At 66.9% G+C, this 26,825-nt stretch carries 23 protein-coding genes; 11 read left to right on the forward strand and 12 right to left on the reverse strand.

The features are described from left to right. Positions 1-5: 5 nt before the first annotated feature. The 5 genes from ACZK2G_RS01955 to ACZK2G_RS01975 form a co-directional block, all read right to left on the reverse strand. Entirely contained in the window at positions 6-1,307 is a 1,302-nt protein-coding gene (locus ACZK2G_RS01955) for an APC family permease (protein ID WP_478474515.1), read from the reverse strand. Further along, positions 1,304-2,065, reverse strand: a complete 762-nt coding sequence (locus tag ACZK2G_RS01960; protein ID WP_478474517.1) for a L,D-transpeptidase family protein — start codon at positions 2,063-2,065, stop codon at positions 1,304-1,306. The genes ACZK2G_RS01955 and ACZK2G_RS01960 overlap by 4 nt, the downstream gene beginning before the upstream one ends. Before the next feature lie 15 nt (positions 2,066-2,080). Then, positions 2,081-2,929 carry a MurR/RpiR family transcriptional regulator gene (locus tag ACZK2G_RS01965; RefSeq protein ID WP_046983879.1) on the reverse strand — a complete coding sequence of 283 codons (849 nt, stop codon included), beginning with the start codon at positions 2,927-2,929 and terminating at the stop codon, positions 2,081-2,083. 595 nt (positions 2,930-3,524) lie between these two features. Then, entirely contained in the window at positions 3,525-4,619 is a 1,095-nt protein-coding gene (locus ACZK2G_RS01970) for a dipeptide epimerase (protein WP_253079375.1), read from the reverse strand. After that, on the reverse strand, positions 4,620-6,056 hold the full coding sequence (locus tag ACZK2G_RS01975) for a C40 family peptidase (RefSeq protein ID WP_046984476.1): 1,437 nt from the start codon (positions 6,054-6,056) through the stop codon (positions 4,620-4,622). A 132-nt stretch (positions 6,057-6,188) separates the two neighbouring features. On the opposite strand from ACZK2G_RS01975, the gene ACZK2G_RS01980 reads away from it, so the two are divergent. The 9 genes from ACZK2G_RS01980 to hglS all read left to right on the forward strand — a co-directional run bounded on the left by ACZK2G_RS01980 (position 6,189) and on the right by hglS (position 17,131). Next, on the forward strand, positions 6,189-7,679 hold the full coding sequence (locus ACZK2G_RS01980; protein WP_426354553.1) for a transglutaminase-like domain-containing protein: 1,491 nt from the start codon (positions 6,189-6,191) through the stop codon (positions 7,677-7,679). A 51-nt stretch (positions 7,680-7,730) separates the two neighbouring features. Then, on the forward strand, positions 7,731-10,730 hold the full coding sequence (locus tag ACZK2G_RS01985) for a TonB-dependent receptor (protein ID WP_337302608.1): 3,000 nt from the start codon (positions 7,731-7,733) through the stop codon (positions 10,728-10,730). Between the two features lie 27 nt (positions 10,731-10,757). Next, positions 10,758-12,308 carry a serine hydrolase domain-containing protein gene (locus ACZK2G_RS01990; protein WP_478474519.1) on the forward strand — a complete coding sequence of 517 codons (1,551 nt, stop codon included), beginning with the start codon at positions 10,758-10,760 and terminating at the stop codon, positions 12,306-12,308. Next, the gene (locus ACZK2G_RS01995) at positions 12,241-12,954 is read left to right on the forward strand and encodes a M15 family metallopeptidase (RefSeq protein ID WP_478474521.1); all 714 of its coding nucleotides are present in this window, start codon (positions 12,241-12,243) and stop codon (positions 12,952-12,954) included. Before ACZK2G_RS01990 ends, ACZK2G_RS01995 begins: the two co-directional genes overlap by 68 nt. Before the next feature lie 227 nt (positions 12,955-13,181). Next, positions 13,182-13,553 (forward strand): hypothetical protein, encoded by a 372-nt coding sequence (locus ACZK2G_RS02000; RefSeq protein ID WP_032968343.1) that lies wholly within the window; start codon positions 13,182-13,184, stop codon positions 13,551-13,553. 232 nt (positions 13,554-13,785) lie between these two features. Then, positions 13,786-14,196 (forward strand): EF-hand domain-containing protein, encoded by a 411-nt coding sequence (locus tag ACZK2G_RS02005; RefSeq protein WP_004139214.1) that lies wholly within the window; start codon positions 13,786-13,788, stop codon positions 14,194-14,196. A 95-nt stretch (positions 14,197-14,291) separates the two neighbouring features. Next, entirely contained in the window at positions 14,292-15,044 is a 753-nt protein-coding gene (locus tag ACZK2G_RS02010) for an HAD family hydrolase (RefSeq protein ID WP_253079822.1), read from the forward strand. A gap of 31 nt (positions 15,045-15,075) precedes the next feature. Then, the gene (locus tag ACZK2G_RS02015) at positions 15,076-15,564 is read left to right on the forward strand and encodes a hypothetical protein (RefSeq protein WP_478474523.1); all 489 of its coding nucleotides are present in this window, start codon (positions 15,076-15,078) and stop codon (positions 15,562-15,564) included. Positions 15,565-15,766: 202 nt separating this feature from the next. Beyond that, positions 15,767-17,131, forward strand: coding sequence for a 2-oxoadipate dioxygenase/decarboxylase HglS (gene hglS, locus ACZK2G_RS02020; RefSeq protein WP_478474524.1), 1,365 nt, complete (start codon positions 15,767-15,769; stop codon positions 17,129-17,131). A 119-nt stretch (positions 17,132-17,250) separates the two neighbouring features. Here hglS and ACZK2G_RS02025 read toward each other — a convergent pair whose 3' ends face one another. Next, positions 17,251-18,765, reverse strand: a complete 1,515-nt coding sequence (locus ACZK2G_RS02025; RefSeq protein ID WP_046984464.1) for a succinyl-CoA:acetate CoA-transferase ScpC — start codon at positions 18,763-18,765, stop codon at positions 17,251-17,253. Positions 18,766-19,151: 386 nt separating this feature from the next. On the opposite strand from ACZK2G_RS02025, the gene glnE reads away from it, so the two are divergent. Further along, on the forward strand, positions 19,152-21,947 hold the full coding sequence (gene glnE, locus ACZK2G_RS02030) for a bifunctional [glutamate--ammonia ligase]-adenylyl-L-tyrosine phosphorylase/[glutamate--ammonia-ligase] adenylyltransferase (protein ID WP_478474525.1): 2,796 nt from the start codon (positions 19,152-19,154) through the stop codon (positions 21,945-21,947). Between the two features lie 168 nt (positions 21,948-22,115). On the opposite strand, the gene ACZK2G_RS02035 is transcribed toward glnE, so the two are convergent. The 6 genes from ACZK2G_RS02035 to ACZK2G_RS02060 form a co-directional block, all read right to left on the reverse strand. Continuing rightward, on the reverse strand, positions 22,116-22,676 hold the full coding sequence (locus tag ACZK2G_RS02035) for a queuosine precursor transporter (RefSeq protein ID WP_337302603.1): 561 nt from the start codon (positions 22,674-22,676) through the stop codon (positions 22,116-22,118). 75 nt (positions 22,677-22,751) lie between these two features. Beyond that, positions 22,752-23,264: a hypothetical protein gene (locus ACZK2G_RS02040; RefSeq protein ID WP_253079214.1), complete on the reverse strand. Its 513-nt coding sequence runs from the start codon at positions 23,262-23,264 to the stop codon at positions 22,752-22,754. Positions 23,265-23,296: 32 nt separating this feature from the next. Further along, on the reverse strand, positions 23,297-23,800 hold the full coding sequence (locus tag ACZK2G_RS02045; protein WP_046984475.1) for a hypothetical protein: 504 nt from the start codon (positions 23,798-23,800) through the stop codon (positions 23,297-23,299). 19 nt (positions 23,801-23,819) lie between these two features. Then, complete coding sequence (locus ACZK2G_RS02050; RefSeq protein ID WP_478474527.1) at positions 23,820-24,671, reverse strand: DUF2145 domain-containing protein; 852 nt, start codon at positions 24,669-24,671, stop codon at positions 23,820-23,822. Positions 24,672-24,719: 48 nt separating this feature from the next. Beyond that, complete coding sequence (locus ACZK2G_RS02055) at positions 24,720-24,950, reverse strand: hypothetical protein (protein WP_046984459.1); 231 nt, start codon at positions 24,948-24,950, stop codon at positions 24,720-24,722. A 155-nt stretch (positions 24,951-25,105) separates the two neighbouring features. Beyond that, the gene (locus tag ACZK2G_RS02060; protein WP_426354546.1) at positions 25,106-26,065 is read right to left on the reverse strand and encodes a mitochondrial fission ELM1 family protein; all 960 of its coding nucleotides are present in this window, start codon (positions 26,063-26,065) and stop codon (positions 25,106-25,108) included. Positions 26,066-26,192: 127 nt separating this feature from the next. On the opposite strand from ACZK2G_RS02060, the gene ACZK2G_RS02065 reads away from it, so the two are divergent. Continuing rightward, complete coding sequence (locus ACZK2G_RS02065; protein ID WP_004139510.1) at positions 26,193-26,783, forward strand: malonic semialdehyde reductase; 591 nt, start codon at positions 26,193-26,195, stop codon at positions 26,781-26,783. The last annotated feature ends 42 nt before the right edge of the window (positions 26,784-26,825 follow it).

Genomic DNA, 26,825 nt, shown 5'->3' on the forward strand with positions numbered 1-26,825 from the left:
ACCGATCACCCGGCGTCGGCATCCTTTCGCGGCAACTTGTAGATCACCGCGCCGATGGCGAAGGCGACTAGCGCGGCGGCGATGTTCTGCCAGCTGGCACTGGCGAACAGGGCCAGGCACAGCAACAGCGCCAGCACCGGAATCAGCGGGCCACCGGGCAGCTTCAGCGTACCGGGGCGGTCGGCGTAGCGTTTGGCCAACACCAGTACTGCGGCGGCAGTACCGATGTAGGCGAACAGGCGCGTGGTCATCGACAGCAGCGCCAGCTGCACGAATGACCCCGACAGCGCCAGCCCGAGCGCGATCAGGCCCTGGCACAGGATCGATGCGGCCGGTGTATGGAAGCGCGGATGCACCTGCGCCAGGATCTTCGGCCCGTAGCCATCGCGCGCCAGCGCGAACAGGAAGCGCGGGCCCATCATCATCGTGTTGCTGTTGGTGCCGAGGATGGAAATGGTCGCGCCCACGGTCAGGATCAGCGCGAGTGCCTCACCACCGAAGCCGGCGGCGGCGTCAGCCAGCGGCGTGGCCGAGCTGGACAGCCCGGCCAGCGTGCCCTGCGCCACCACCTGCACCGCTCCATAGATGACGGTGACGGTGATGATCATGGTGATCAGTGCGAACGGAATATCGCGGCGTGGGTTGCGGTACTCGCCGGCCGCAGCCGGGATGTTCTCGAAGCCCGCGTAGGCGTACAGCAGCAGCAAGGCGGCTTCACCCATGCGCTGCAGGTCGTGCGGGTCCGGGCGCTGGCCGGAGAACACCAGCTGCGGATCGATGTAGAACGCGCCGATGGCCACGAACAGCAGCAGCGGCAGCATCTTGCCGATCACCAGCACCACGCCGGTCCGCGCGGCCGAGCGCACGCCGATGATGTTGACGCCGGTGAGGAAACCCAGCGATACCACGATCACCGCGATGCGGCCCATGCCGGCGCCGGCCCACGGCCAGAAGCGTGCCACCGCATCGGCCAGCGCGTTGCTCAATGCGGCCGCCGAGCTGATGCGGGTCAGCCAGATCATCCAGCCGATCTCGAACCCGGCGAAACGGCCGAACGCCTCGCGGGCATACAGGTAGCTGCCACCGGGCTCATCGAAGTAGCTGGCGGCCTGCGCATAGCACAGCACCAGCAACGCAACGACGATGCCGGCGGCGACCACGCCCCACAGGCTGAAGGGGCCGAGCAGGGCGACGGTGGCGGCCGGCAACAGGTAGATGCCGCTGCCGATCACGTCGTTGATCGACAGGCCGACGATCTGCCAGCGGCTGACCGCGCGCTGCAGCTGCGGTTCGTCCGGGGTGCTCAACGGGCGTCTCCGCTCAGTGCGGGCAGCTGCCACTGTGCCTGCAGGCGCTTGTACTCGGCGCGCGGCAGCAGCACGAAGCGCGGCGTATCCTGCGGCCGCAGCCAGTCCAGCAGCGCCTGCATGCGCGGCTGCGGCATGGCGGTGCAGCCGGCCGTGGCTTCACGGGGCGCGCGCCATAGATGGGCGAAGATGCAGCTGCCCTTGCCGGGCAGGTTGTCCGGGTTGTGGGCAATCACGAAGCCTTCCTGGTAACGCACGTCGCCCTTGTTGTGCAGGTCCAGCCGCATCGGCTCGGTGGAGCCCTTGATCGCGGCGCTGCCGACCTTCTTCGCATCGACGATGCGGTTGTAGAACGGTGAACCGGGCACATCCATGCAGTAGCTGCTTTCGAGCATGGGTTGGTAGGCCATCGCGGTGCCGGGACGGGTGATGGCATAGCCGAAGGCGCTGCCGAGCGCGAACACGCCGGCCGGGCTGCGGCCATCGCCTTCCTGCTTCTGCGGGCCATCGCCCTGTGCCGGATGCAGGCCCAGGCCCCACGCGCTGCCGGTACGGCCGAGCGCGACCGGGAAGGCTTGCCCGTGCGCGTGCCAGCCCTTGCCGTCGCGTACATAGGCCTGCAGCTGCCCCTGGGTGCTGTCCCAGTTGTCGCTGGTAACCACGATCAGCTGGCGTGCACCATCGAGCGGCGCGGCGTGGACGGACACCGCAGCGGCAAGCAGCAGCGCAGTGGTGGCGAGGCGGGCCAGCGATTTCATCAACGTGCGCTCCGGTCAGGAATCCAGCAGGTGGTCGATCCGCTCCAGGTTCACCGCCAGTTGCTGCTGGCGGTCCGGATTGGCGTGGCAGAGCAGCACGAACAGGAAATCGAGCAGCGCGTGCATGGCGCTACGGTACAGCAGCTGCGCGACCTGCGGCGTCCGGTCGTGCGCGCACACCGCCAGCGCGGCATCAGCATGCGCGCGCAGCGGGTTGGCGGTGTGGCGGGTAATGGAAATCACCTTGCCGCCCATGTCCTGGAACTGCCGCGACAGCTGCGAGAGCTGGGGCAGGTTGCCGAACTCGGAGAACATCAGCAGCGCGTCACCAGGGCGTGCCGCTGACAGATTGGCCAGCATCAGGATCGGGTCGGTATGTGGCACCACCAGCAGCCCGAGCAGCGACAGCCGCATGGCGAACTCACGCGCGTACAGGCCGTCATCACCCAGGCCGTACACGAACAGCTTCGGTGCCCCATCGAGCAGCTGCACGATGCGCTCGATCTCCTCTCGGGGATTGGCCTGGCGGGTTTCCTCCTCGGCCAGAGCCTTGCTGCGGCGCAGGGCGTCGCCCAGGCGCAGGTAGTCATCGCCGCTGTCGGGTTCGCTGGGCGCCTGTTGCGGGTCGGCACCCGCGCGGGCCACGTCCTGGCCGATCGAATACTTCAGGTCCGGGTAGCCCTTGAAGCCGAGTTTCTGGCTGAACTTGACCACGCTGGACTGGCTGATGCCGAGCGCACTGGCCAGCTGCTGCGAGGAGTAGTCGCGCAGCAGGTGCGCGTTGTCGAGGATGAAGTCGGCGATGCGGCGCTCGATGGCCGACATCTGCCCGCGCTCGGTGCGGATTTTCAGCAGGGGCGGCATGCGGGGCGTCCGGGCATGGATAGGCGCGTTGCGGTTGGCAGCGTAGAGCAGATTATGTGGTGGGTCGGGCGGGCGGGGTTTGCGGGGGACGCCGCAAGTACGTCCGTGTAGGCTTGGCCGCGCTTGCTCGTTTGCGCTGTCCTGCGCAAACGGCAAGACCGGGGTTGGGCATCCTGCCCAGCCCGCCCGAGGCATGCCTCGGGCCCATGCGGCGGACACCCCCGCAAGCCCCGCCCGCCCGACCCCGGATAGATCGCGCGCGTGCCAGCCGCGAGGGGGGTACGGGGTAGAGCAGAAGCAGGAGCATCCACGCATGGCGTGGATCTACGGGGTGCAGTTGTTGCCTTTGACGTTGAGTCCGCCTTCAAGCGAGCCGAGCACCGCAGGTCCGGCGAGGGCGAAGAGGCGCGGGTGTCTGAGCGCAGCGAGTTCCGCGCTGTCCCTCGGCGGCCCGAGGAGCGCAGGGCACCGGCGTGCGCAGCACGTCGGCTCGCGGCCGGCGGAGCGTTTCTTTTGGTTACTTTTCTTTTCGCGAAAAGAAAAGTAACGCCCGACCCAAAGTCAGTTGTACGCCAGGCCAGCCGCAAGGCAGAGATCAACCCAGCATCTCCAGCCCGCGCACTTCGGTGATACCCAGCCCCGGCACGTCGCTGATGCTGATCTCCGATTCGTTGAAATGCACGCCGCCGCTGACCGGGTCGAACTGGCCCAGCGATGGGCCGTCGAGGTCGACCTTGGTGATCACATCGCTCTTGGCCACAGCCAGATGCACCGCGGCGGCCACGCTGATGCTCGATTCGATCATGCAGCCGATCATGCAGGGCACGCCGTAGATGCCGGCAATATCGGCAATGCGGATCGCGTTGGACAGGCCACCGGTCTTCATCAGCTTGATGTTGATGATGTCGGCCGCGCGCTGCTGGATCAGGTCCATCACCTGGCTCGGGCTGAACACGCTTTCGTCGGCCATTACCGGCGTGTTGACGCGGTCGGTGACGTACTTCAGGCCGCTGATGTCGGCCGCCTTTACCGGCTGCTCCAGCAGTTCCAGCACCACGCCGGCTTCTTCCAGCGTGCGCATTGCGTGCACGGCCTGCTTGGCGGTCCAGCCCTGGTTGGCGTCCAGGCGAAGCAGGGCGCGGCCTTCCACGGCGGCGTGGATCGCCTTGACCCGTTCGATGTCCAGACCGATGTCCTTGCCGACCTTGATCTTCAGCGACTCGAAGCCGCGTTCGATCGCCGACAGCGAGTCAGCCACCATCTTGTCGATGTAGTCCACGCTGATGGTGATGTCGGTGGTGATCACCGGGTCGCCGCCACCCAGCATCTGGTACAGCGGCGCGCCATGCAGCTGTGCCCACAGGTCGTACAGCGCGATCTCCACCGCCGCCTTGGCACTGCTGTTGCGCTCCATCGCGGTCTGCACCAGCGTGCACAGGCGGTTGAGGTTGGCCACGTCCTGGCCGATCAGGCGCGGGGCGATGAAGTGCCGGATCGCTTCGATGATCGAGCCGTGGGTGTCACCGGTGATCACCGCAGTGGCCGGCGCTTCGCCGTAGCCGGTGTGGCCGGTATCGGTGCGGATCAGCACCACCACGTCTTCCACGGTTTCCACCGTGCGCAGGGCGGTCTTGAACGGTGTTTTCAGCGGCACGCGCAGCATGCCCAGTTCGATGGCAGTGATCTTCATTCAGGGGGTCTTGGCACGCAGGCGTTGGATGTTGGTGATGCGGTCGATGTAGCGGACGCTGTCGCTGGCCATCATCGGCTCCAGCGGGGTGACCGAAACACCATTGAGATGGGCCTGCACGCGCTTGCCGTCGGCACCGAACCAGCTGCCGCCCGCGGTATCGTGGATCACCCAGGTGCGGCCGTCGACGTGGCCGATGGCCATCATCACGTGGCCGGGGATGTAGACCAGGTCGCCCACCTGCAGGTCGGTAACGGCGCGGTCGCGCACGGCCTTGCCGTCCTTGGTGGTGAACGGCAAGCGGTCCAGCGCCGGGCTGACCGCTTGCGCGCTGGTATTGCGCGGCAGCAGCACGCCGAAGCTGCGGTAGATCTCGGAAACGAAACCGCTGCAGTCGCGGGTGTCGTAGTCGTGGCCCCAGCCGTAGCGTTCACCGAGGAATTTGAAGGCCTGCTGCAACAGCAGGCGCGGGGTCAGCGGCAGGTAGTCGGCTGCGGTGTCCTGCGAACGCGGCAGCAGCGCCGGCACCAGCTTCAACCGGCCATCGCTTTCGCGCACCGGCAGCTGCACCACCCACGCGGCATGTGCCTGCTGGCCGTTCACCGGCTCGGCGGCCGGCCACTCGGCCAGCACCGGCAGGCGCACGCCCATGTCCAGCTGTAGGCGCGACACGCGGGGTTCCTCCGGGGCGTAGGTGGTCTGTGCGGTGGCGCCGGTGACGATCCGGTACGGCCCCTTCGCGCCGTAGCCGAGCACGGTGGCTTTGTCGCCGCTGGCGATGGCATCGGCCTCGATCCACGCGCTGTAGCGTTCGCTGTGCACGAACAGCCAACGGCCATCGGCGCTGCGATGGACCACGGCGACCTTGTCGCCGGGGAACAGTGCCGATTCCTGGAAGCGGTCGATGTCGGTGTCGCCGACGGTGCTGAAGACGCGCTCGCGGGTGGGGAAGGTGCGCAGTGCGGCGCGCTTCACCACCAGCCCGTATTGCGGTGTCGTCTGCGCGGGAATCGCATCAAGACCGAGGTTGGCTTCGATTGCGCTGCGCAGTGCTGGGGTGATGGCCTGGCCCTTGTCGTTGTACAGAGTGCGGGCGGGCCAGCTCGACAGTGCGGTGATGCTGCCGCGCACCGCCGCCGCATCAAGCTGTGCGGGCAGCACGGCGATGTCCTGGATGTGGCTGTCCTGCGCCCGCATCCGCGCGTTCTGGGCGTCGATCTGCGTGCGGTCGAGGACCGGGGTGTCGGCGTTCTCGAGCCGTGCTGCCCAGTAGTCCGGCGTGAGGTAGGCCTCGTGCAGGCCGATCACATAGGGCAGTGGCGCGCCGGGATCAGGCGTCGGGGCAGCGAGTGCGAAGGCCGGGGCGGCCAGCACGCACAGGGCCAGGGTCAACCGGCGCGGCCAGTGCCGGCGCGGTTCGCGGGAAGCCAGGATCATGCGCTGCACACCCTCCTCGAATGCCTGTTGGAATATTTATTCCTTTCGGAGTCGAAAGCAAGAATAAATTATTGACCGGTCTCCCGGCCCGTGTTACACAGCCGTTACCACCCGCGCATGGGAAGTGTCGCTGTGGATCCTGCCGTTCGCAAACTGCGTCTGCCTGCTGCTGCCGGCCTGAGTGCCGCGCTGCTGCTGTGCGCGTGGTCCGCAGCAGCGCAGCCACCGCCGTCGGCCACGCAGTTCGCGCAGGTGGTGCAGCTGATCGATGTCGGGCGGTTCTCCGAAGCCGGCAGCGAACTGGATACCTGGTCGGCTGCTGACGCAGCCGAGCCTGGCGTCAGCGAACAGGACATCGCCTTCCAGCAGGAGCGCATGCGGCGAATCCGCCTGGATTTCTCCTTGGACCAAGCCGCTGCCAAGGCGGCGGTGCGGCGCTGGATTCCCGACCTGACTGACGAAGAATTCGCACGCTGGGACCAGCTTGGCCTGATCGAACATCTCGATATCGACGGCACGCGCTGGTACTTCAAACGTGCACCGTCGAACCTGTTCCTGCTCAGCGACGAAGCGCGCGCACGCCGCCGCGCGGATGCGCCCATGCCGGCGCCCGGCCCGAACGAAGTGCTCAATGCTCACCATGCGCGCGTGATCGCGGCGGCAGAACAGAGTGGCCAGGCCTCGGTGCTGCCGCAGCGCATCGAATTCACCCAGTCGCTGACGGTCAAGGCCGATGCGGTGCCTGCCGGCGAAATGGTTCGAGCGTGGATTCCATACCCGCGCGAAATTCCTGGCCAGCAGGAGCAGGTGCAGTGGCTGGGCAGCACCCCCGGCAGGGCGCGCGTGGCACCGGCCAGCACGCAGCAGCGCACCGCCTATCTGGAAGCAAAGGCGGTGGCTGGGCAGCCGATGCGCTTCGAGATCCGCTACGCGCTGACGATCTTCGCGCGCCACACCGCGATCGATCCGGCCAAGGTGCAGCCGACACCGGCCGACCCGGCACTGAAACCCTACCTGTCCGAGCAGCTGCCGCATGTGCGCTTCACCCCGGCGCTGAAGCTGTTTTCCGACCAGGTGTTGCAGGGTGAAACACGCCCATACGAAGTGGTGCGCAGGCTGTTCGCCGCGGTCGATCGCATTCCGTGGGCCGGCGCGCGCGAATACTCCACCATCAGCAACATCAGCGATTACGCACTGCGCGCCGGCCATGCCGACTGCGGACAACAAACCTTGCTGCTGATCACGCTGCTGCGCATGAACGGCATTCCCGCGCGCTGGCAGTCGGGCATGGTGTTCTCCGACGATGGCAGCGGCTACAACAACCTGCATGACTGGGGGCAGGTCTACCTGGCGCCGTATGGCTGGCTGCCGATGGACGTGACCACTGGTGCGCTGGCCAGCGATACGCCCGCCCTGCGTGATTTCTACCTCGGTGGCCTCGACGGCTACCGCATCGCCTTCAACGACGATTTCGGCCAGGCCCTGGTGCCGGCCAAGCAGTACTACCGCTCGGAAACGGTCGACTCGCAGCGCGGCGAGGCCGAGTGGTCAGGCGGCAACCTGTACTTCGACCAATGGAACTACGACTTCCAGTGGCGGGTACTGCCAGCCGGGCAACGCTAGCGCGACACACCACCCACACCACCATTCAATTCTTGCAGGAGAGAGCAGGGGATGAAGGCTTACACCATCAAGCGGGCGGCCTTGTGCATCGCCCTCGGCACGTGCCTGGCAACACTGGCACCCAGCGCACTGGCACAGGATGGTGCCGTGGTCGGTCGCCTTACCAGCGACGCCGGCAGCGTACCCGCAGGCGCCACGGTCACCGTACGCAATCCGGCAACCGGCTTTGTGCGTTCCGTGCAGGCCGACAGCAAGGGCAGCTACCGTATCCCGCTGCTGCCGGTCGGCACCTACGACATGGAGGTGAGCCTGCCGGGCGGCGCGGCCAGCCGCGTGGGCCAGGTTACGGTCGGCCTGGGCAGTGCAACCACGGTGAACGTGCCGCTGGGTGCGGTCAGCACGCTGGGCACGGTCGAGGTGCGCGCTCCGCAGGTAGTGTCGATGGTGGACGTGAAGTCCACCGAATCAGCCACCAACATCACCCGCGAGGAACTGGCGCGGTTGCCGGTGGATCGTGACATCACCGCAGTGGCGCTGCTGGCGCCTGGCGCAGTGAAGGGCAAGGGCTCACTGGGCGGCCAGGGCATCTCATTCGGCGGCTCGTCGGTGGCCGAGAACACGGTCTACATCAACGGCCTGAACGTCACCGATTTCTACAACCGGGTCGGCTTCTCGTCAGTGCCGTTTGCCTTCTACCAGGAATTCCAGGTCAAGACCGGCGGTTACTCGGTGGAGTTCGGGCGCAGCACCGGCGGCGTGATCAATGCTGTTACCCGCTCGGGCAGCAACGAGTTCAAGGCGGGCGCCGAGCTGGTGTTCGAACCGCGCGCGTGGCAATCGCAGGCACGCGATCGTTATGACAGCACCGGCAGCCGCTACATCAGTGCTCGCCAGGACGACTACAGCCGCAGTGCGCTGAACGTGTTCGCCTCCGGCGCGCTGGTGCAGGACAAGCTGTTCTTCTTCGGCATGTACGAAGCCCGTGACTATCGGCCGAAATCCACCAACGATGCCGGCACGTTCCTCAACCAGGGCAAGGCCGATGAACCCTTCTGGGGCGGCAAGCTGGACTGGCAGATCACCGACAACCAGATGCTGTCGCTGTTCGGCTTCTCCGACCGCAACAAGACCCTCACCGATGTCTATCGCTACGACTACGGCAGCGGCGACATCATCGGTGAGCGCAGCAACCAGGTCGTCAATACCGTGGGCGGAAAGAACTGGTCGGGCACCTACAGCTGGCAGGTCAACAACGATCTGACCATGAAGCTGATGTATGGCGAGAACAAGCGCAACCGCGTGCAGAGCTCGCTGATGGACGACAACTGCAACCGCGTGTTCGACAACCGCACCGCGGCCGACGGCATTCCGCCCAGCCTTCAGGGTGACCGCAGCTGCACCAGCAGCTCGCAGCTGGAATCGGCGCTGGATACGCGCAAGGCGGCCCGCGCCGACTTTGAATGGTCCATCGGCAATCACCTGCTGCGCTTCGGCCTGGATCGCGAGGAGAATACCTCCGACTACGAGCGCGCTTATCCTGGCCCCGGTGGCCTGCGCTATGACATCTACTACCGCACGCCGGGCAGCCCGCTCAATGGCGGTACGGTACCGGCCAGCGGCCTGGTGGCACGCACGCGCCGCTATGAAGTGGCCGGCTCGTTCGAGACCATCAACTCGGCGTATTACCTGGAAGACAACTGGCAGGTCACCCCGAACTTCCTGCTCAACATCGGTGCACGGGTGGAGAGCTTTGACAACAAGGGTGGCGACGGCGACAGCTACATCAAGATCGACAACATGGTCGCGCCGCGTCTGGGCTTCTCGTGGGATGTGCGTGGCGATGGCACCACCAAGGTGTTCGGCAACCTGGGCCGCTACTACCTGCCGGTGGCCAACGTCATCAACATCAAGCAGGCCGGCGGCTTCCTCGATGAGCGCACCTGGTATGAGTTCCTGGGCTACACCGGTGCCAGCAACAACATTCCCAACCTGGGCGCGCAGATCGGCCCGGTCGACAACTCGCAGGGCGATGGCAGCGTGCCGGACCTGCGTGCGGAAGTGAACCGCGACATGGACCCGGTCTACCAGGATGAAGCCATCCTGGGTTTCCAGCACATGCTGAGCGCGTCGTGGTCGGTTGCCGCCAGTGTCACCTACCGGCGCCTGCACAACGCCATCGATGACATGAACATCACTGCTACCGGTCAGTGTGGTGCGATCGACGGCGTGTGGATCATGGGCAATCCGGGGCGCACCAACAGGGTGTGGGGCGATACCAACTGCGATGGCAGCAACGATGGCTGGATCGACATCGATACCTCCAAGGAAGGCTGGGCGTTGTACGACGACGATGGCAACTACGTGGGACAGCGCGGCTGGGTGAAGCCCAAGCGTGACTACAAGGCGCTGGAGCTGCAGGTCGACCGGGCCTGGGACGGCAAGTGGGGCTTCAATGCGTCGTACACCCTGGCTTATGGCCGCGGTAACGCCGAAGGACCGGTGAATTCGGATACCGACTTTGCCGATGCCGGCCGCACCGAGAACTTCGACAACCCGTGGGTCAACTACCGGGGCTACGGCTACCTGGCCAACGACCGTCGCCACCAGTTCAAGTTCCGTGGCAGCTACGCGTTGACCGAGAACCTGAGCGTGGCCGCGACCCTGGGCGTGCAGTCGGGCAGCCCGATCACCCGCTTCGGCGCCGGCAACCCGTTCGACGACACCGACTTCCACAGCTACTACGTGTGCGTGTCCAACTGCCAGTCGACGGTGCCGTCCGAGCGCGTCTTCGTGCATTCGCCGCGCGGTGGCGACGGCCGCACGCCGTGGACCTACGACCTCGATGTGAGCGTGTCCTACAAGGTGCCGATTCCCACCGATCTTCGTCTGAAGCTGGCGGTGTACAACGTACTGAACCAGCAGCGCGTGGTCACGGTGGACCAGGATTACGAGCCGCAGGACAGCATCGGCACGCCCAATCCGATGTATGGCTACGGTACCGGCTTCCAGTCGCCGCGCTATGCGCAGCTGACCGTGACCTGGGCCTACTGAGCTGAGGTCCCGGAGATCAAGGCGCCCATGTACAGCCTGCTGATTCTGGCGGCCTTGGCGGTTCCTTCCGCTTCGGCGGTCGATACCGCATCCATCGATGCGGATATCGCCGCCGTGGTCCGCGTCGAGCATCTGCCCGGGCTGGCCATGGCAGTAGTCGAGAACGGGCGCGTGGTCTATCGCCATGCCGAAGGGGCGCGCGGTGATGGAGGCCGCATCGACGAGGACACGCTGTTCAAGATCGCCTCCAACAGCAAGGCGATGACCGCCGTGCTGCTGGCGCGGCTGGTGCAACAGGGCAAGCTGCGCTGGGACGATCCAGTGCAGCGGCATCTGGCGGGCTTCCGCATGCATGACGCGTGGGTCGGCCGGCAGATGCAGGTGCGCGATCTGCTGATCCACAACAGCGGTCTCGGCCTGGGCGCTGGTGATCTGATGCTGTGGCCGGAGCCGAACACGTTCACCCGCGCCGATATCATCGCCGGACTGGCGCACCTGAAGCCGGTTAGCAGCTTCCGCAGCCACTATGCCTACGACAACCTGATGTACGTGGTGGCCGGTGAAGTGGCTGCTGCGGCCGGTGGCAAACCGTACGACCAGCTGATGCGCGAGCAGGTGTTTGAACCACTGGGCATGACGCGCTGCCAAGTGGGGGCATGGTCGGTGAAGCGCGTGGGCAATGTGGCGCAGCCGCACGCCTGGCGCGGAGATCGCAATGAGGTGGTGAACGCCGACGGCGAGACCAGCCCTGACCTGCCGTCGATGGCAGCTGGCGGCATCCGCTGTTCGCTGCGTGACATGACGCGTTGGATGCAGGTGCTGCTGGATCCTGCCCTGGTGCCGGACTGGCTGGGCAACGAGCAGCGGCGCACGTTGTGGACCCTGCACATGCCGATGCCGCTGGGTGAGCGCCAGCGGCGCTGGGACAACGCGCACTTCCATGGCTACGGCTATGGCTGGCGGGTGTCCGACATGGATGGACAGTGGAAGGTGGCGCACACCGGCACGCTGTCGGGCATGTATTCGTCGCTGGCGCTGCTGCCCGATCGCAAGGTGGGCGTGGTGATGCTGATCAATGGCGAAGGCGAGGACGCGCGCACGGCGTTGATGCAGGCTGCGCTGAAGCGCTTCACCGCAGCGGACCGTGCGCGGCCTGCGATGGAGTACCTGGCCGAATTGAAGGCAGACCAGGCAACGCGGGCAGCGTCCGGGCATCAGCGGCCAGTGACGTCGGACGCGCGGCAGACGTCGGCGTCCGATCTACAGCACTGGCAGGGCCGCTACACCGACCCCTGGCTGGGCCCGGCCTCGTTGTGCCCGGGCAAGGACGGCCTGCGCTTCAGCGTGGACAGATCGCCGCGGCTGCAGGGTGCCGTGCTGCAACTGCAGGGGCGTTGGCTGCTGCGCTGGGATACGCTGGGCGAAGACGCGCAGGCGTGGCTGCAGCCCGGTGACGGTGCGCCGCCCACGCTGGACCTGCGTGCCATCGACCCGGACATCGACTTCAGCTATGACTTCCAGGACCTGCATTTCACTCGTACTGGCGATTGCCCTGGCGGCGAGCGCCAGCGCCGCTGAGCCACCGCGCGTTTCACCGGCCACCGATGCAGCCAGCGCCGGATTGGTGGAGATCCGCACGTTGTCGCCAGGCATCGAGATGGACATCCGCTACGCCGGCGCCAACAACTTCACTGGCGCGCGCGTGCCGGGCTACGAGGCACCGTCCTGCTATCTGCTGGCGCCGGTGGCGAAGGCGCTGGCGCAGGTGGAACAGGACCTGCGCGCGGATGGCTTTGGCCTGCGCCTCTACGACTGCTACCGGCCGGTGCGTTCGGTGCAGGCCTTCATGGCCTGGGTGAACGACCCCAGCGAGCTTTCGCGGAAGGCGCTGCAGTACCCGGACCTGGACAAGGCGCGCCTGCTGGCCGACGGCTACATCGCCGAGCGCTCCGGCCACAGCCGCGGCGCCACGGTCGATCTCGGTCTGCTGGACTGCCGCAACGGCCGCTGCAAGCCGATGGACATGGGTACCGACTTCGATTTCTTTGGCCCGCGTGCGCATACGCAGACGAGCGGACTGAGCGATGCACAGCAGGCCAATCGGCAGCAGCTGGTAAGCGCGATGGCCCGGCGAGGCTTCGCCAACTACCCGAAGGAGTGGTGGCACTACACCCTGCAGCCCGAACCGGACCCCGGCACCGCGTACGACGTGCCAGTGCTTTAGGGGGTATAGGCAGGGGGCGCCCTCGACAATTTTCCGCTGCTCTTGGTAGGTGTCGACCTTGGTCGACACGGTTGATCCACGTCGTGCGTGGATGCCTTTCGTTCAATTCTCGAGATATTCGATTTCGACGGAGATTCACCCACGCATGGCGTGGATCTACCGTGGTTAACGGATTGGGTCCGGGACAGATCCCTTACACTGGCCGCCTCTTCATCCCAGCCCACCCGATGAACCTTCCCCTGCACTTCGGCCTGCTCGGTACCCTGGAAGCCGGCGCCATCGCCCTGCTGGTCGGGCTGCTGGTGTACTTCCTGTGGTCGCAACTGTGCCGGCTTCTGCACTGGACGGTCGGCCACGCCATCGGCTGGTCGTGTGTCATCGCCGTGATCATCTCCGCCGGCATCGATGCCTGGAAGCTGTTCTACATGGGCATCGTGCGCCTGGAGTCGCCGCTGTATGCGCGCCTGTTCCTCGCCACCATCCACGATCCGAACGAACTCGGCAGCCGCGTGGTGCTGGAAATCGCCGGTGCACTCGCCGGTGTTGCCCTCGGCTGGGTGGTGTTCAGTTCGCGGTCATCGGCGCAAAACGTCGACTGACGCAGGTTTTTCGTTCGCTGCCGGTTAAATCCGGCAGCGCTGAATGCGCAGCTTATGAGCCACTCACTCCACCCTAACCACCGCGCTAATGCATGCGCGCGAGCCAGTGGTTAATCGTGCGTGTGGAGGCGGATCATGGCCCAAAATCGATTCAGAAAGGCGGTGGCAGGGTAGGTGCCGTGCGGAGACAACACGCCGCGCAACACCACCCAATTGGTAGGAGACACCCCTGATGACTATTCGCAACCGCAAGCCCCTGATCGCCCTGATCGTCGCCGCCGGCAGCGTGCTGGCCATTCCGGCGATGGCCCAGTCGGCCAAGCAGCAGGCCGCGCAGGCACAGAATGAGGCCGCGCAGGCGCAGCAGTCGGCGGCGCAGGCAGGGCAGGCGGCTGACCAGGCGACCAATGCGGCCGCAGCGGCCTCGGCACAGGCCAACGGCGGTGGCCAGACCTGGGCCAGCATCGATACCGATGGCAACGGCACCATCAGCAAGACCGAGGCGCAGGTGAACGCTGGCCTCGCCCAGGTGTTCGACCAGGCCGATACCAACAAGGACGGCGAGCTGAGCGCCGATGAGTACAAGGCCTACGTGGCCGCGCAGCAGGCCGGTGCGGGTGCCGGCGCGGCGCAGGGCCGCTGATCGACGCCTGATTCGGGAAGACCGGTGCATGGGGACCCGGGCGGCTGCGGCCGCCCGGGTTTTTCTCGTCATCGCCGCCCCTGTATCCTTGCGCGATGAACACCTCCACGCCTGCGCCGTCGCGCGCCATCGGCCTGGTCGGTTTTGACGGTGACGATACGCTGTGGAAGAGCGAGGACTACTACCGCAAGGCCGAGCAGGATTATCTTGACCTGCTGTCGCGCTACGTCGACGTGCATGACACCCAGACCGCGCGTCACCTGCTGGAAGTGCAGCAGCGCCATCTGGGTACCTTCGGCTACGGCGTGAAGAGCATGACGCTGTCGATGATCGAAGCGGCCATCGACATCACCGGCCAGCGCATCGAGGCCAAGGACATCCAGCGCATCCTGGAGATCGGCCACGACACTCTGCGCCACCCGGTCGAGCTGATCGACGGCGTGCGCGAAGCGGTGGCTGCGATCGCCGAAGATTATCCGGTGGTGCTGATCACCAAGGGCGACCTGTTCCACCAGGAAGCCAAGATCAAGGTCGCCAATCTCGCCGAGCTGTTCCCGCGCATCGAGATCGTCTCGGAGAAGGACCCGGAAACCTACGCCCGCGTGCTGGCCGAATTCGACCTGCCGATGCAGCGCTTCGTGATGGTCGGCAACTCACTGCGTTCGGACATCGAGCCGGTGGTGACCCTGGGCGGCTGGGGCGTGCATACCCCGTACGCAGTGACCTGGGCACACGAGACCCAGCACGGCGTGGCCGACGACGAACCGCGCATGGTCACCGCCGACACCGCCCACGATTGGCCGGCCGCACTGGCGGCGATCGAGGCCAAGGCCTCGGCGGCGGCCTGACAGGACCCGGCGGCTGCGGCAGAATCGGGGCATGAACCTGCGACTGCGCGCACTGTTGTTGTCCCTGCTGCTGGCGCCGGCCACCGTGCTGGCCCAGCAGACCGCCGCGCGCTCGGCGGCCTACGAGGTGGAAACCGGCGACAGCTGGGTCGATGTCCAGCTGCAGGACGTCAATCACTACGCCGAACGCTACCCGGACGCCTTCCTCGACGAAGTGTCGCGTTATGCCAGCGTGCCGCGCGGCTACATCAGCGCGCTGTTCACCACCCATGGCTGGCAGGCCGGGGACATCTACTTCGCCTGCTTCTGGGCCAAGGCCAGCGGCCAGACCTGCCGCGACAGCGTGCGCGCCTTCAGTCAGGACCCGGAGGGCGGTTGGGAGGCGGTGGTGAAGCGCATGCCGACCAAGCCGGACAACCTGCATTACCGCGCCGTGCGCCACGCCATCGTGGCCAGCTACCAGCACTGGGACCGGCCGATCACCCTGGATGCCACCCTGAAGCACCAGTTGAAGCGGTAGTGCTGGCCGCTGCCTGATTCTGGTGGGTGCGAACCTTGGTTCGCACGCCTTTTGCTCCTTCCCCCCAGACCAGTGCGAACCAAGGTTCGCACCCACCGGCCTACCGGGCTGGGCGCCATGTTGCTCTGCATATCGCCGCCGCGCCGCGCTCCGGCGACAATACGGGTTCGAGCTGTTCCCCGTTCCCGTAATCGAGTGACTGATGAGCGCCTCTTTCGTTTCGCCTGATGTGATCCGCCGCCTGTTCGCGCAGGCCATGTCCCGCATGTACCGCACCGAAGTGCCGTTGTACGGCACGCTGGTGGAACTGGTGGAGCGGATCAACGCGCAGGTGCTGGAGCAGGACCCGGCGCTGGCCGCGCAGCTGCAGCGCAACGACGAGCGTGCGCGCCTGGACGAAGAGCGCCACGGCGCGATCCGCGTCGGCACCGTGCAGGAGCTGGCCACGCTGCGCCGCCTGTTCGCGGTGATGGGCATGTACCCGGTCGGCTACTACGACCTGTCGGTGGCTGGCGTGCCGGTGCACTCCACCGCATTCCGCCCGCTCACCGGCGCGGCGCTGGCGCAGAACCCGTTTCGCGTGTTCACCTCGCTGCTGCGCCTGGAGCTGATCGAAGACGAAGCGCTGCGCGCCGAATCGGCGGAGATCCTTGCCGGCCGCCGCATCTTTACCGATGGCGCGCTGGCACTGATCGACCAGGCCGAGCGTGACGGCGGGCTGTCGCAGGCCGACGCCGAGCGCTTTGTCGATGAAGCCTTGGAAACCTTCCGTTGGCACGGCGATGCCACGGTCGATCTGCCGACCTACCACGCGCTGCACAACGCGCACCGGCTGGTGGCCGACGTGGTCAGCTTCCGCGGCCCGCACATCAACCACCTGACCCCGCGCACGCTGGATATCGACGCCGCACAGGCGGCAATGATCGAGCACGGCATGGCGGCCAAAGCGGTGATCGAAGGGCCGCCGCGCCGTGCCTGCCCGATCCTGTTGCGCCAGACCAGTTTCAAGGCGCTGGAAGAAGCCGTGCATTTCCCGGACAGTGAGGGCGGCGACGCCGGCACCCACACCGCGCGCTTCGGCGAGATCGAACAGCGTGGCCTTGCCCTGACCCCGAAGGGCCGCGCACTGTACGATCAGCTGCTGTCGCAGGCACGCGATGCCGGTGGCGAAGGCAGCACCGGTGGCGGCTACGGCCAGCGCCTGCAGGCGGTGTTCGCCAGCTTCCCGGATGACCATGACACGCTGCGCCAGGAAGGACTGGGTTACTACCGCTACCAGCTGACCGACGCCGGCCGCGCCGCACCGGAGCGCGTGGCCGGCCTGCCGGCCGAAGTGCTGGTGGCCGCAGGCCTGGCCACGGCCGACCCGATCGTCTACGAGGATTTCCTGCCGGTCAGTGCCGCAGGCATCTTCCAGTCCAACCTGGGCGGTGAAGAACAGCGTGCGTATGCCGCACACGCCAACCGCGAGGCCTTCGAGCAGGCGCTGGGCGTGGCGGTGAATGACGAGTTCGAAATCTACGAGCGGCTGCAGGCCGAATCGCTGGCGGCGCTGCGCACCGCGTGAAGGTAGAGCCGGCCGCTGGCCGGCTGTTCTGGGGAGCCGGCCAGCTGCCGGCTCTACCCGATGTCCGTCCCTGGGGTCAGAGCCCTTTACAATGGAAAGGGATCCGACCCCGACGGCAATCAGCCCTTCATCGTGCCGGTATCCAGCCAACGCTGGTGCCACGACAGCGCTTCCGGCAGCAGGTGCGGGGTGTGCTTGCCGTAGCTTTCGCGGCTGGCACGGTCGAAGTAGTCCTGCAGCTGCGGGCGGAAATCCGGGTGCGCGCAGTTGTCGATCAGCACCTGCGCACGCTTGCGCGGGGTCAGCCCTCGCAGATCGGCCAGGCCCTGTTCGGTGACGATCACCGACACGTCGTGTTCGGTGTGGTCCACGTGGCTGGCCATCGGCACGATCGCCGAGATGGTGCCGTTCTTCGCGGTGGACGGGCTCAGGAACGCCGACAGGAAACCGTTGCGCGCAAAGTCACCCGAACCGCCGATGCCGTTCATGATCCGGGTGCCCATCACGTGCGTCGAATTGACGTTGCCGTAGATGTCCACTTCGATCATGCCGTTCATGCCGATGCAGCCGAGGCGGCGCACCAGCTCCGGATGGTTGGAGATTTCCTGCGTGCGCATGATGATGCGCTCGCGATAGAAATCGATGTTCTCCTTGAACGTCTCGTTGGCCTGCGGGCTCAGCGCGAAGCCGGTGCACGAAGCGTAGCTCAGCACGCCGTCGCGCAGCAGATCGAGCATGCCGTCCTGGATGACTTCGGTGAACGCGGCCAGGTCGCGGAAGCCGCTCTTGGCAAGGCCGGCCAACACCGCGTTCGGAATATTGCCCACGCCCGACTGCAGCGGCAGCAGGTTCGGCGGCAGGCGGCCCTTCTTCACCTCGTGCTTGAGGAATTCGATCAGGTGCGAAGCGATCTGCTCGCTGGTCACATCGATCGGGCTGAATGGGCTGTTGCGGTCCGGGCCGTTGGTGCGCACCACGGCCACGATCTTGTCCGGGTCGCAGCGCAGCGCGGTGTCACCGATGCGGTCGTTGGCGTTCACCAGCGGAATCGGCTTGCGGTGCGGCGGCAGCGCTGTGCCGTAGTAGATGTCATGCATGCCGTCGACGCCGGCCGGCTGCCATTCGTTGACCTCAACGATCACCTTCTTGGCCAGGTCCAGCCAGGTCTTGTTGTTGCCGACCGAGGTGGACGGCACCAGCGAACCGTCTTCGCGGATGGCCGAGACTTCGATCACGGCGGTATCGATCTCGCCATAGAAACCGAACCACACATGCTGGGCCACGTGGCTGAGGTGGATGTCGATGTAGTCCAGCTTGCCCTCGTTGATGCGGTTGCGCGCATCCGGATCGCTCTGGAACGGCATGCGCATGGCGATGCCATCGGCCTTGGCCAGTGCGCCATCGAGTTCCGGCGCAGTGGAGGCGCCGGTCATCAGGCTGATCTGGAAGGGCAGGCCCTGGGCGTGCACCGCTTCGATGCGGCGGGCCAGTTCGACGGGAACAGCCTTGGGGTAACCAGAGCCGGTAAAGCCGCTCATGGCCACGGTTTCACCGGGCTGGATCAGCGCGGCTGCGGCCTCTGCGGAGACCACGCGGTCACGGAGACGCGCGTTGGCGATGCGATCAACAGACATGACGACACGTGTTGCTGGGGGGAATCCCGATTATCGGCCATCCCCCGCCGTACGGGGGGTTCTACCTTCGTGGAATGGCTTTTCCCGCAGGGGTCACCCAAACCCGCCGGTTTTGTTTTGCAGTGCAGCGTGCAAAGTGCTTTCGCAGCCCGCACGATGGACCTGCATCCCGACGTGGGGGAGGGAGCAGAGCCCGCTGGCAGTTCGCTGCAAGCGGGCTTTTTTATTGCCTGTCGCCCAGTATGAATGCGCGGCTCCCATCGGGGGTCGGATCCTTTTGCCACAGGCAAAAGGCTCTGACCCCACCAGCGGCATCAACCGGCGGCATCTCGGGGTCAGAGCCCTTCGCCGTTGGCAAAGGGATCCGACCCCGTGAGAATCAGCCCATGACCCTCGCCCCCGCTGACCTGCCCGCCTCCCTGCAGCCCCTTGTCGACCGCGCTTTGGCCCGTCTGGCCCAGGTCCTGCCCGAGCCCGTCCCGGCCGATCTGCTGCCGTTGCTGAACCAGCTGGCGGTGGCCAGCGACTTCGCGCTGGACACCCTCGTGCGGCAACCGGCCTTGCTGGCACAGCTGGCCGCCCCCAGCTGCCCGCCGATCCCGGCGCCGGTGCTCGATCCGCTGCAGCCCAGCGACTGGCCGGCGCAGATCCGGCGCTGGCGCACCGCGATGTCCACGCGGCTGATCTGGCGTGACCTGGCCGGCCTCGACGACGTGCCGCAGACCCTCGCCGGTGCCACCACCCTGGCCGAGGACTGCCTGCGTCTGGCACTGGATGCCCTGCAGCAGGAATTCGCCCAGCGCCACGGCGTCATCGCCGATGAACACGGCAACCCGCAGCAGCTGGTGGTGTTCGGCCTCGGCAAGCTCGGCGGTGGCGAGCTCAACTTCAGTTCCGATGTAGACCTGGTCTACGCCTATCCGCAGGGCGGTGAATCCGATGGACCGCGTCCGTTGGCGGCCGAAGAGTATTTCGCCCGCCTCGGCCAGCGCCTGGCCAAGCTGCTGGACGAAACCACCGTCGATGGTTTCAGCCACCGCGTCGACCTGCGCCTGCGTCCGTTCGGTAGCGCCGGCCGCGTTGCGCTGTCGTTCGCGGCGATGGACCAGTATTTCCAGCGCGAGGGCCGCGACTGGGAACGCTATGCCTGGCTGAAGGCGCGCGCGGTGGCCGGCGACATCGATGCCGGCGAGGCGTGGCTGCAGACGCTGCGCCCGTTCGTGTACCGCCGCTACCTGGACTTCACCGCGCTCGACGGCCTGCGCGAGATGAAGGCGGCCATCACTGCCGAAGTCGCGCGCCGGGAACTGCACGACGACATCAAGCGCGGCGCCGGAGGCATCCGCGAAATCGAATTCCTGTGCCAGGCGCTGCAGCTGATCCGCGGTGGCCGTGAACCGGCACTGCGCGAGCGTCGCCTGCTGGTGGCGCTGGACGCACTGGTGGCCGCCGGACAGATCGCGCCCGAGGATGGCAGCGCGCTGCGCGAGGCCTACCTGTTCCTGCGCCGATTGGAAAACCGCCTGCAGATGCTGCGTGACGCGCAGACCCATGTGCTGCCCAATGATGCACTCGACCGCGAACGCATCGCCGTGGGTCTGGGCTATCCGGATTGGGACGTGCTGCGTGCGGCGCTGGCGGAACAGCAGCAGCGGGTCAGTACTGAATTCGCCGCGTTGCTGGCGCCGCGCAAGGGCCAGGCCGCGCCCGACGCGCTGGCCAACTATTGGCGCAGCCTGCCCGAAGGCAGCAATGCACCACTGCTGGCCGAAGCCGGTTTCCTCGATGCCAACGGCGCCGACCAGTCGCTGCGCGATTTCGCCCAGGGCACCGGCGTGAAGTCGTTGTCTGATGCCGCGCGTGCGCGGCTGGATCGCGTACTGCCTGCGCTGTTGCATGCGGCCACGCGCTCGCCACAGCCCGATGCCGCGCTGAAGCGCGTGCTTGGCCTGCTGCAGGCGGTGCTGCGCCGGACCAGCTATCTCGCCTTGCTGGACGAACAGCCCAGCGCACTGGCGCGGCTGGTAGACGTGCTGGCGCGCAGCGCGTTGCTGGCCGAGCGCCTGGCAGCGTATCCGCTGCTGCTGGACGAACTGCTGGACGTGCGCGTGTCCGGGCCGATGCCGGATGCCGCTGGCATGCTGGCCGAGTGCCAGCAGGTGCTGACGGTGGAAGATCCCGAATCCGCGCTGCGTTGGCTCAATGAAACGCGGCTGGCACTCAGCTTCCGCATGGCGATGGCCACGCTGGATGGCCGCCAGGGCGCGGTCGACAGCACCCGGCAATTGGCCGAACTGGCGCAGGCGGTGGTGGTTACCGTATTGGCGATGGCCGAGGCGGACATGCGCGCCGCACACGGCGAGATTCCCGGCGGGCGCTTCGCGATCATCGGCTATGGCAGCCTGGGTGGACTGGAGCTGGGCTTCGGCTCCGATCTGGACCTGGTGTTCCTGCACGACAACCCGGCCGGCGTGGATGCCAGCGATGGGGCACGGCCGCTGGAACCGGGGCGCTGGTACGCACGCCTTGCGCAGAAGGTGATGGCGTTGCTCGGTGCAGTCACCGCCGCCGGCCGCCTTTACGACATCGACGTTCGCCTGCGCCCGGATGGCGGCAAGGGCTCACTGGTCTCTTCGCTGGCCAGCTACACCGAATACCAGCGCGAGCGCGCGTGGACCTGGGAACACCAGGCTTTGGTGCGCGCGCGGGGCGTGGCCGGTGATGCCAGTCTGCTGGCCGACTTCGAACAGGTGCGTGCGCAGACGCTGGGCCGCGAACGCGACACGGGTGTGCTGTACGCGGACGTGCTGAAGATGCGCGGCCGCATGCGCACCGAACTGGACCGCAGCGATGCCGCGCGGCTGGACCTGAAGCAGGGTGCCGGTGGCGTGGTGGACCTGGAGTTCCTGCTGCAGACCGGCGTGCTGGCGCGTAGCGCGCAGCATGTGGCGTTGCTGCAGCCGCGCGATACGCCGTCATTGATCGATGCGCTGGCGGTCGTTGGTTTCCTGCCGGATGCCACCGCGCAGGCGCTGCATGGAGCGCATGCCACGTTGCTGGACGTGGGCCTGGCCTGCACGCTGGACCGGCGGCCGCGACTGGCACCGACGACGCCGGCGATTGAAGATGCATGTGCCGCGATTGCGGCGGCGTGCATCGCCGCGGAGCTGCCGTTCGCCTGAAGGGTTGCACCCACCAGAGCAATGGCTCGGCGATGACCTGCCGGATCAATGATCTGACCGTTGGCCTGCTGTTGGTAGGTGCCAACCTTGGTTGGCACAACCCATCAGCGTCCATGACCCCGGCAACGGCGTGCCAACCAAGGTTGGCACCTGCCAGAGCATGTGCGGTCAGCTGGTGGTGCGCAGCGGCGCCATCTTCCACAGCAACGCGCGGAACGGGGCCAGCAGGCACACGCCGATCGCCAGCTTCACCGCCAGGTCGCCGGCGGCCCAGCTCACCCACGGCAGGGTCGAACCGGCAAACGCGATCGACCAGAAAATGGTGGTATCCACCGTCGCGCTGCAGGTAGTGGCCACCATCGGTGCACGCCACCAGCTGCCACGGCGCAGGCGGTCGAACACGGTGATGTCCAGCAGCTGCGCCACGATGAAGGCCGAGCACGAGGCAATCGCGATGCGCGGGGTGGCAACCCACACCGACAACAGCACCGCCACCGCGAAACCAATCCACGCCACGCGGCGGGCAGGGCCCGGGCCGAAGCGGCGGTTGATCAGGTTGCTGACCAGGAACGCGACCGGGTAGCTGAAAGCACCCCAGGTCAGCCAATCGTTGATCGGGTACTGCACCAGCACGTTGGACAGCAGCACCACCGCGCCCATCGCCAGTACCGCCAGCACCAGGGCGCGGGCGGTCAACGGGGCAAACACAGGGGCAGGACGCACGGACATGGCGAGCCAGGGGGACAAAGGGGATCGCCCATTATCCGCCCGGGCTGCGGCAAAGCCAAAACCGGTCGTTCAGCTTTACAGCGCTTCGCTCATCACGTCGCCGGCGGCGTAGGCGGTCGGCACATAGGCCAGCGCCTGGCCCTGCGCGCTCTTCACGGTCCAGCCGGCACCGGCCTCGGTGGGGTCGAAATGCACCTGCTGGCCGACCACGAAGGCCGCCGTCTGGTCCTCATGCACGCGCGCCGGCCAGCGCAGCGTGGCGGTCTGGTCGGCCTTGTCGGGCACCTGCAGCTGCACCTGGCGTTCGCCCGCCGCCGTAGTCTCCACCTTCTTCACTTCCATCGGTGGCAGCGGCACCGCCTTGGTGCGGTGGGCTTTCTCACGGCGCTCGCTGGCCTTGAACGGCGCCTTCGACAATTCAGACAAGCCCGCCGACGCAGCGAGGGGCACTGACACCACGATCAGCGAGGTGATCAGCACGCTGGCCTCGCTGCTGTTCAACTGCGGCGCAGCGCCAGCGTGGACGGTGGGCACCATCAGCGCCGAAAGCAGCAGAGCAGTGGTGGGAATGCGCAGGCAACGGAACATGGAGACCTCCTGGTCAACGTGGGGACGGCGGCTCAGCGCCGGGTATCGAAAATGTCGCGCGGGCCGGTGGCCTCGGGCAGGTATTCCAGTGGACGGCCCTGGTTGTCCTTCAGCTGCCAGCCCTGGTCGGCCCCGGTCGGCTCGAAGTTCACGGTCTGGCCCACGGTGAACTGCACGGCCGGATCGCCGATGCCGCGCGGGTACTGCATGGATGCGGTGTTCTGCGGATCGTTGGCATCACGCAGCAGCACTTCGCGGCGGCCATCCACGGTGGTGGCGATGGCGCTCACCTGCATCTGCGGCAGCTTGATCTGCTGCTGACGGGCCAATGGGCGACCCGCGTCGGCTGCATCCTGGGCTTCCTTCGCCGCTGCCGCGCGGGCCGACGCCACCATCTGCGTGGACATCTCCAGGCTCGGCCCCTGCGGGCCCGGGTCGTGGATGATCACGATGCGGCGTTCGGCGTGGGCGGCGGTCGAGCAGGCCAGGCCGGTGAGAATCAACAGCGGCATCAGGACAGCGTGCGAAAGGCGCATCTCGTTCTCCTTGCGGGATTCAGGGGCTGGCTGCGGCGGCACCGGCCACCGGCACGTGAGGGATCACCAGTTCCTGCTGCAGCTGGCTGCGCTGGTGCAGGAAATCGAACACCGATTCCACCGTCACCACCGAATAGTTGCCGGAGATGCGCTCGCCGGCCGGATGGTCGGTGGTGGTGGCGTTGGCCACGAACAGGCGCGCACCCACGCGCTTGCCGAGGCCGATATGCAGCACGCTGGGCTGGTACTTCTGCTGGCGCAGCCACTGCTGGGCCTGCTCACGCTTGACGATGGCCGGCGCGCCATCGGCCTGCGCCATCGCCGCCGCCAGCACTTCCAGCACCCACTGGTTGGAGTTCTGGTAGTCGGTGGCGAACGGGTAGGCGACCACGTTGTACCTGGTTTCGTGCAGCGCTTTTGGCTGGATCGACGGTGACACCAGCATCGCGCGCAGTGCTGCACGCAACGGTGCGGATGGCACGCCGATGCGCAGGTCGGTATGGCCGCCGCTCTCGCCGACGAAGTTGCCCAGCCCTTCGTGGAACAGCTGCGAGCTGTCGGTCTTGCAGCGGTTGAGCAGGTGCATCGCGCGCCAACGGCCATCGTCCTCGCGCAGCAGGAAGGCCAGATGGCTATGGCGCAGGCCGTAGCGGCTCAGGTCCTGGCCGCCACGTGCGGCTACCACCACGTCCACGTCGGGCAGCGCGTCCAAGCGCTCGGCGGTGGTCCAGGCCACGTCCAGCATCGCCGCCTGCGAGGCCACGCTCGGGTAGCGCTCGCGGCACTCGGTGCTGTTGGCCCATGCCGGTGCGGTCGCCAGCAGGCTGGCGATCAGCAGCGCGGCGCGGGGCAGGCGGGAAAAACGATCCATGTCGATACCTTCAACGGCGGGCAGGCCCGCGCGCCGATCATACGCCGGTCAGCGCAGCGGGCGGTCCACGCCCTTGCGCTTGAGTTCCCGGTCACAGGCGTCGCTGATCGGCGCGATCGGCAGCGGTGGGCGCTCGCCAGTCTTCGGATCGCGCAGCGCTGGCTGTTCGCGGTATGCATCCAGCTGCTGCTGGCACTGGTAAGAAATCGGGTCCAGCTCGGTGGGCGTGGTGGAGCAGGCAGCGAGCAGGGCTAGGGGCAGCAGGAGCAGGGTACGCATGAAGACGTTCAGTGTGATGGGGGAAGCTGGACTCTAACCGCGCAGGCGGATCCAAGTGTTCAGAAATCGCTGGACGAACGGGGTAGTGCCGGCCGCTGGCCGGCAATGGCAGGGGCTTCGGTAATGCATATAGCGTTGCCGGCCAGCGGCCGGCACTACCTCAATGCCAAACGCTGCTTCACTTCCGCAGCGATCCGCGCGGTTTCGCGCAGCGGCTCGATGCGGTCGTACTGCCAGTCCAGCCAGTGCGGCTGCAACCGCCCGCGCTCGCGCAGCTGATGCTGGAAACGTGCCAGCCGCCCCTGCGCGGTATCAGCCAGCGCCACCATCACCGGCATGCGCGTGGCACAGGCTTCAGAAAGCAGGTTCACCGAATCGGGCGAGACGACCACGCGGTTGGACCAGCCCAGCAGGCCCGCGTACGGGTTCACGCCATCGCCGCCATCGCCCCAGATCACATGTGGCAGGTCGGCGAACTTCGCGCGCAGGATCTCGGCCAATGCCGGTGGCGTGCGCCGCGAAGTCGTGGCCAGCAGGCTGCCGCCCTCAGCGCGGATCTGATCGGCCAGCGCCTGGAACACGCCCACCATCGCTGCCTCGTCCCACGGGGCCAGCGGCGTCGGTCCACCCACCAGCAACGCGGTGCGCGGGCCGGGCAGGGTGCTGAAGCTGGCGAACGCGGCACGACCCCAGGCCAGCCAGTCGTCGTCCACCGGGTTGAGGCTGCCGAGCAGGGTCAGCACATTGCTGCCACGCAGAGCATCGTGCTCGGGCACCACCACCATGTCCCAGTGGCGGGCGCTGATGCGCGGGTCGAGGATCTGCACCACCTGGCTGCCACGCGCACGCAGCACGCGCAGGGCGCCGGCGGACTGGCGGCCACAGCCGATCGCCAACGGCGGGGCGTCCGCAGCCAGTGTCGTGAAGGCCTCGCCGTAGCCGTCCACATCGCCCGGCAGCCGCCGCGGCGACAACCAGCGCCAGGGCGCACGGGGCTGCAGGACCAGCGGCTGATGGGTACCCAGACGCAGCGCCGAGGCCAGCGCGACCGCCTGGCGGACATTGCCGGCACGGCCGTCAGTGACCGTCCAAGGCGCGCTCGATCGTTTCACCATTGGCATTAATTCGTTTCAGTCCTGCTGGGTGTTGCAACAGTCGCGACACTCTACACTGCGGCTCGTCGATTCGCCCCGCGCCGCCCGCGGGCACTGACCTTCCCTTAGCCGCCCTGGAGATCCACTGATGTCCCACGCGCTCGACGCTGCTGCCCTCGACCAGCTGTTCCGCACTGCCCGCACCCAGAACGCCTTCCTCGACAAGCCGGTCCCGGCCAGCCTGCTGCAGGAACTGTACGACCTGGTGAAGTGGGGACCGACCGCGGCCAACACCACGCCGGCCCGTTTCGTCTTCGTCACCTCGAAGGAAGCCAAGGCCAAGCTGGCCCCGGCCCTGTCCGAAGGCAACCATGACAAGACCATGGCCGCCCCGGTCACCGTCATCATCGGCTTCGACCTGGATTTCCACGAGAAGCTGCCGTACCTGTTCCCGCACACCGATGCCAAGGCCTGGTTCGACGGCCCGCAGGAAGGCCGCCACGAAGCCGCCATCCGCAACGGCAGCCTGCAGGGTGCCTACCTGATCCTGGCCGCGCGCGCGCTGGGCCTGGATGCCGGTCCGATGTCCGGCTTCGATGCGGCCAAGGTGGATGAAGCCTTCTTCGCCGGCACCTCCATCAAGTCGAATTTCCTGGTCAACCTGGGTTACGGTGACTCGGCGGGCCTGTTCCCGCGTCTGCCGCGCCTGTCGTTCGACGAAGCGGCGCGCATCGCGTAAGTCGTTGTATCGGTTTCGGGCCCGCCGTCCCGCGGCGGGCTC

The organism is Stenotrophomonas sp. 107298_Sma (genome assembly GCF_056480345.1).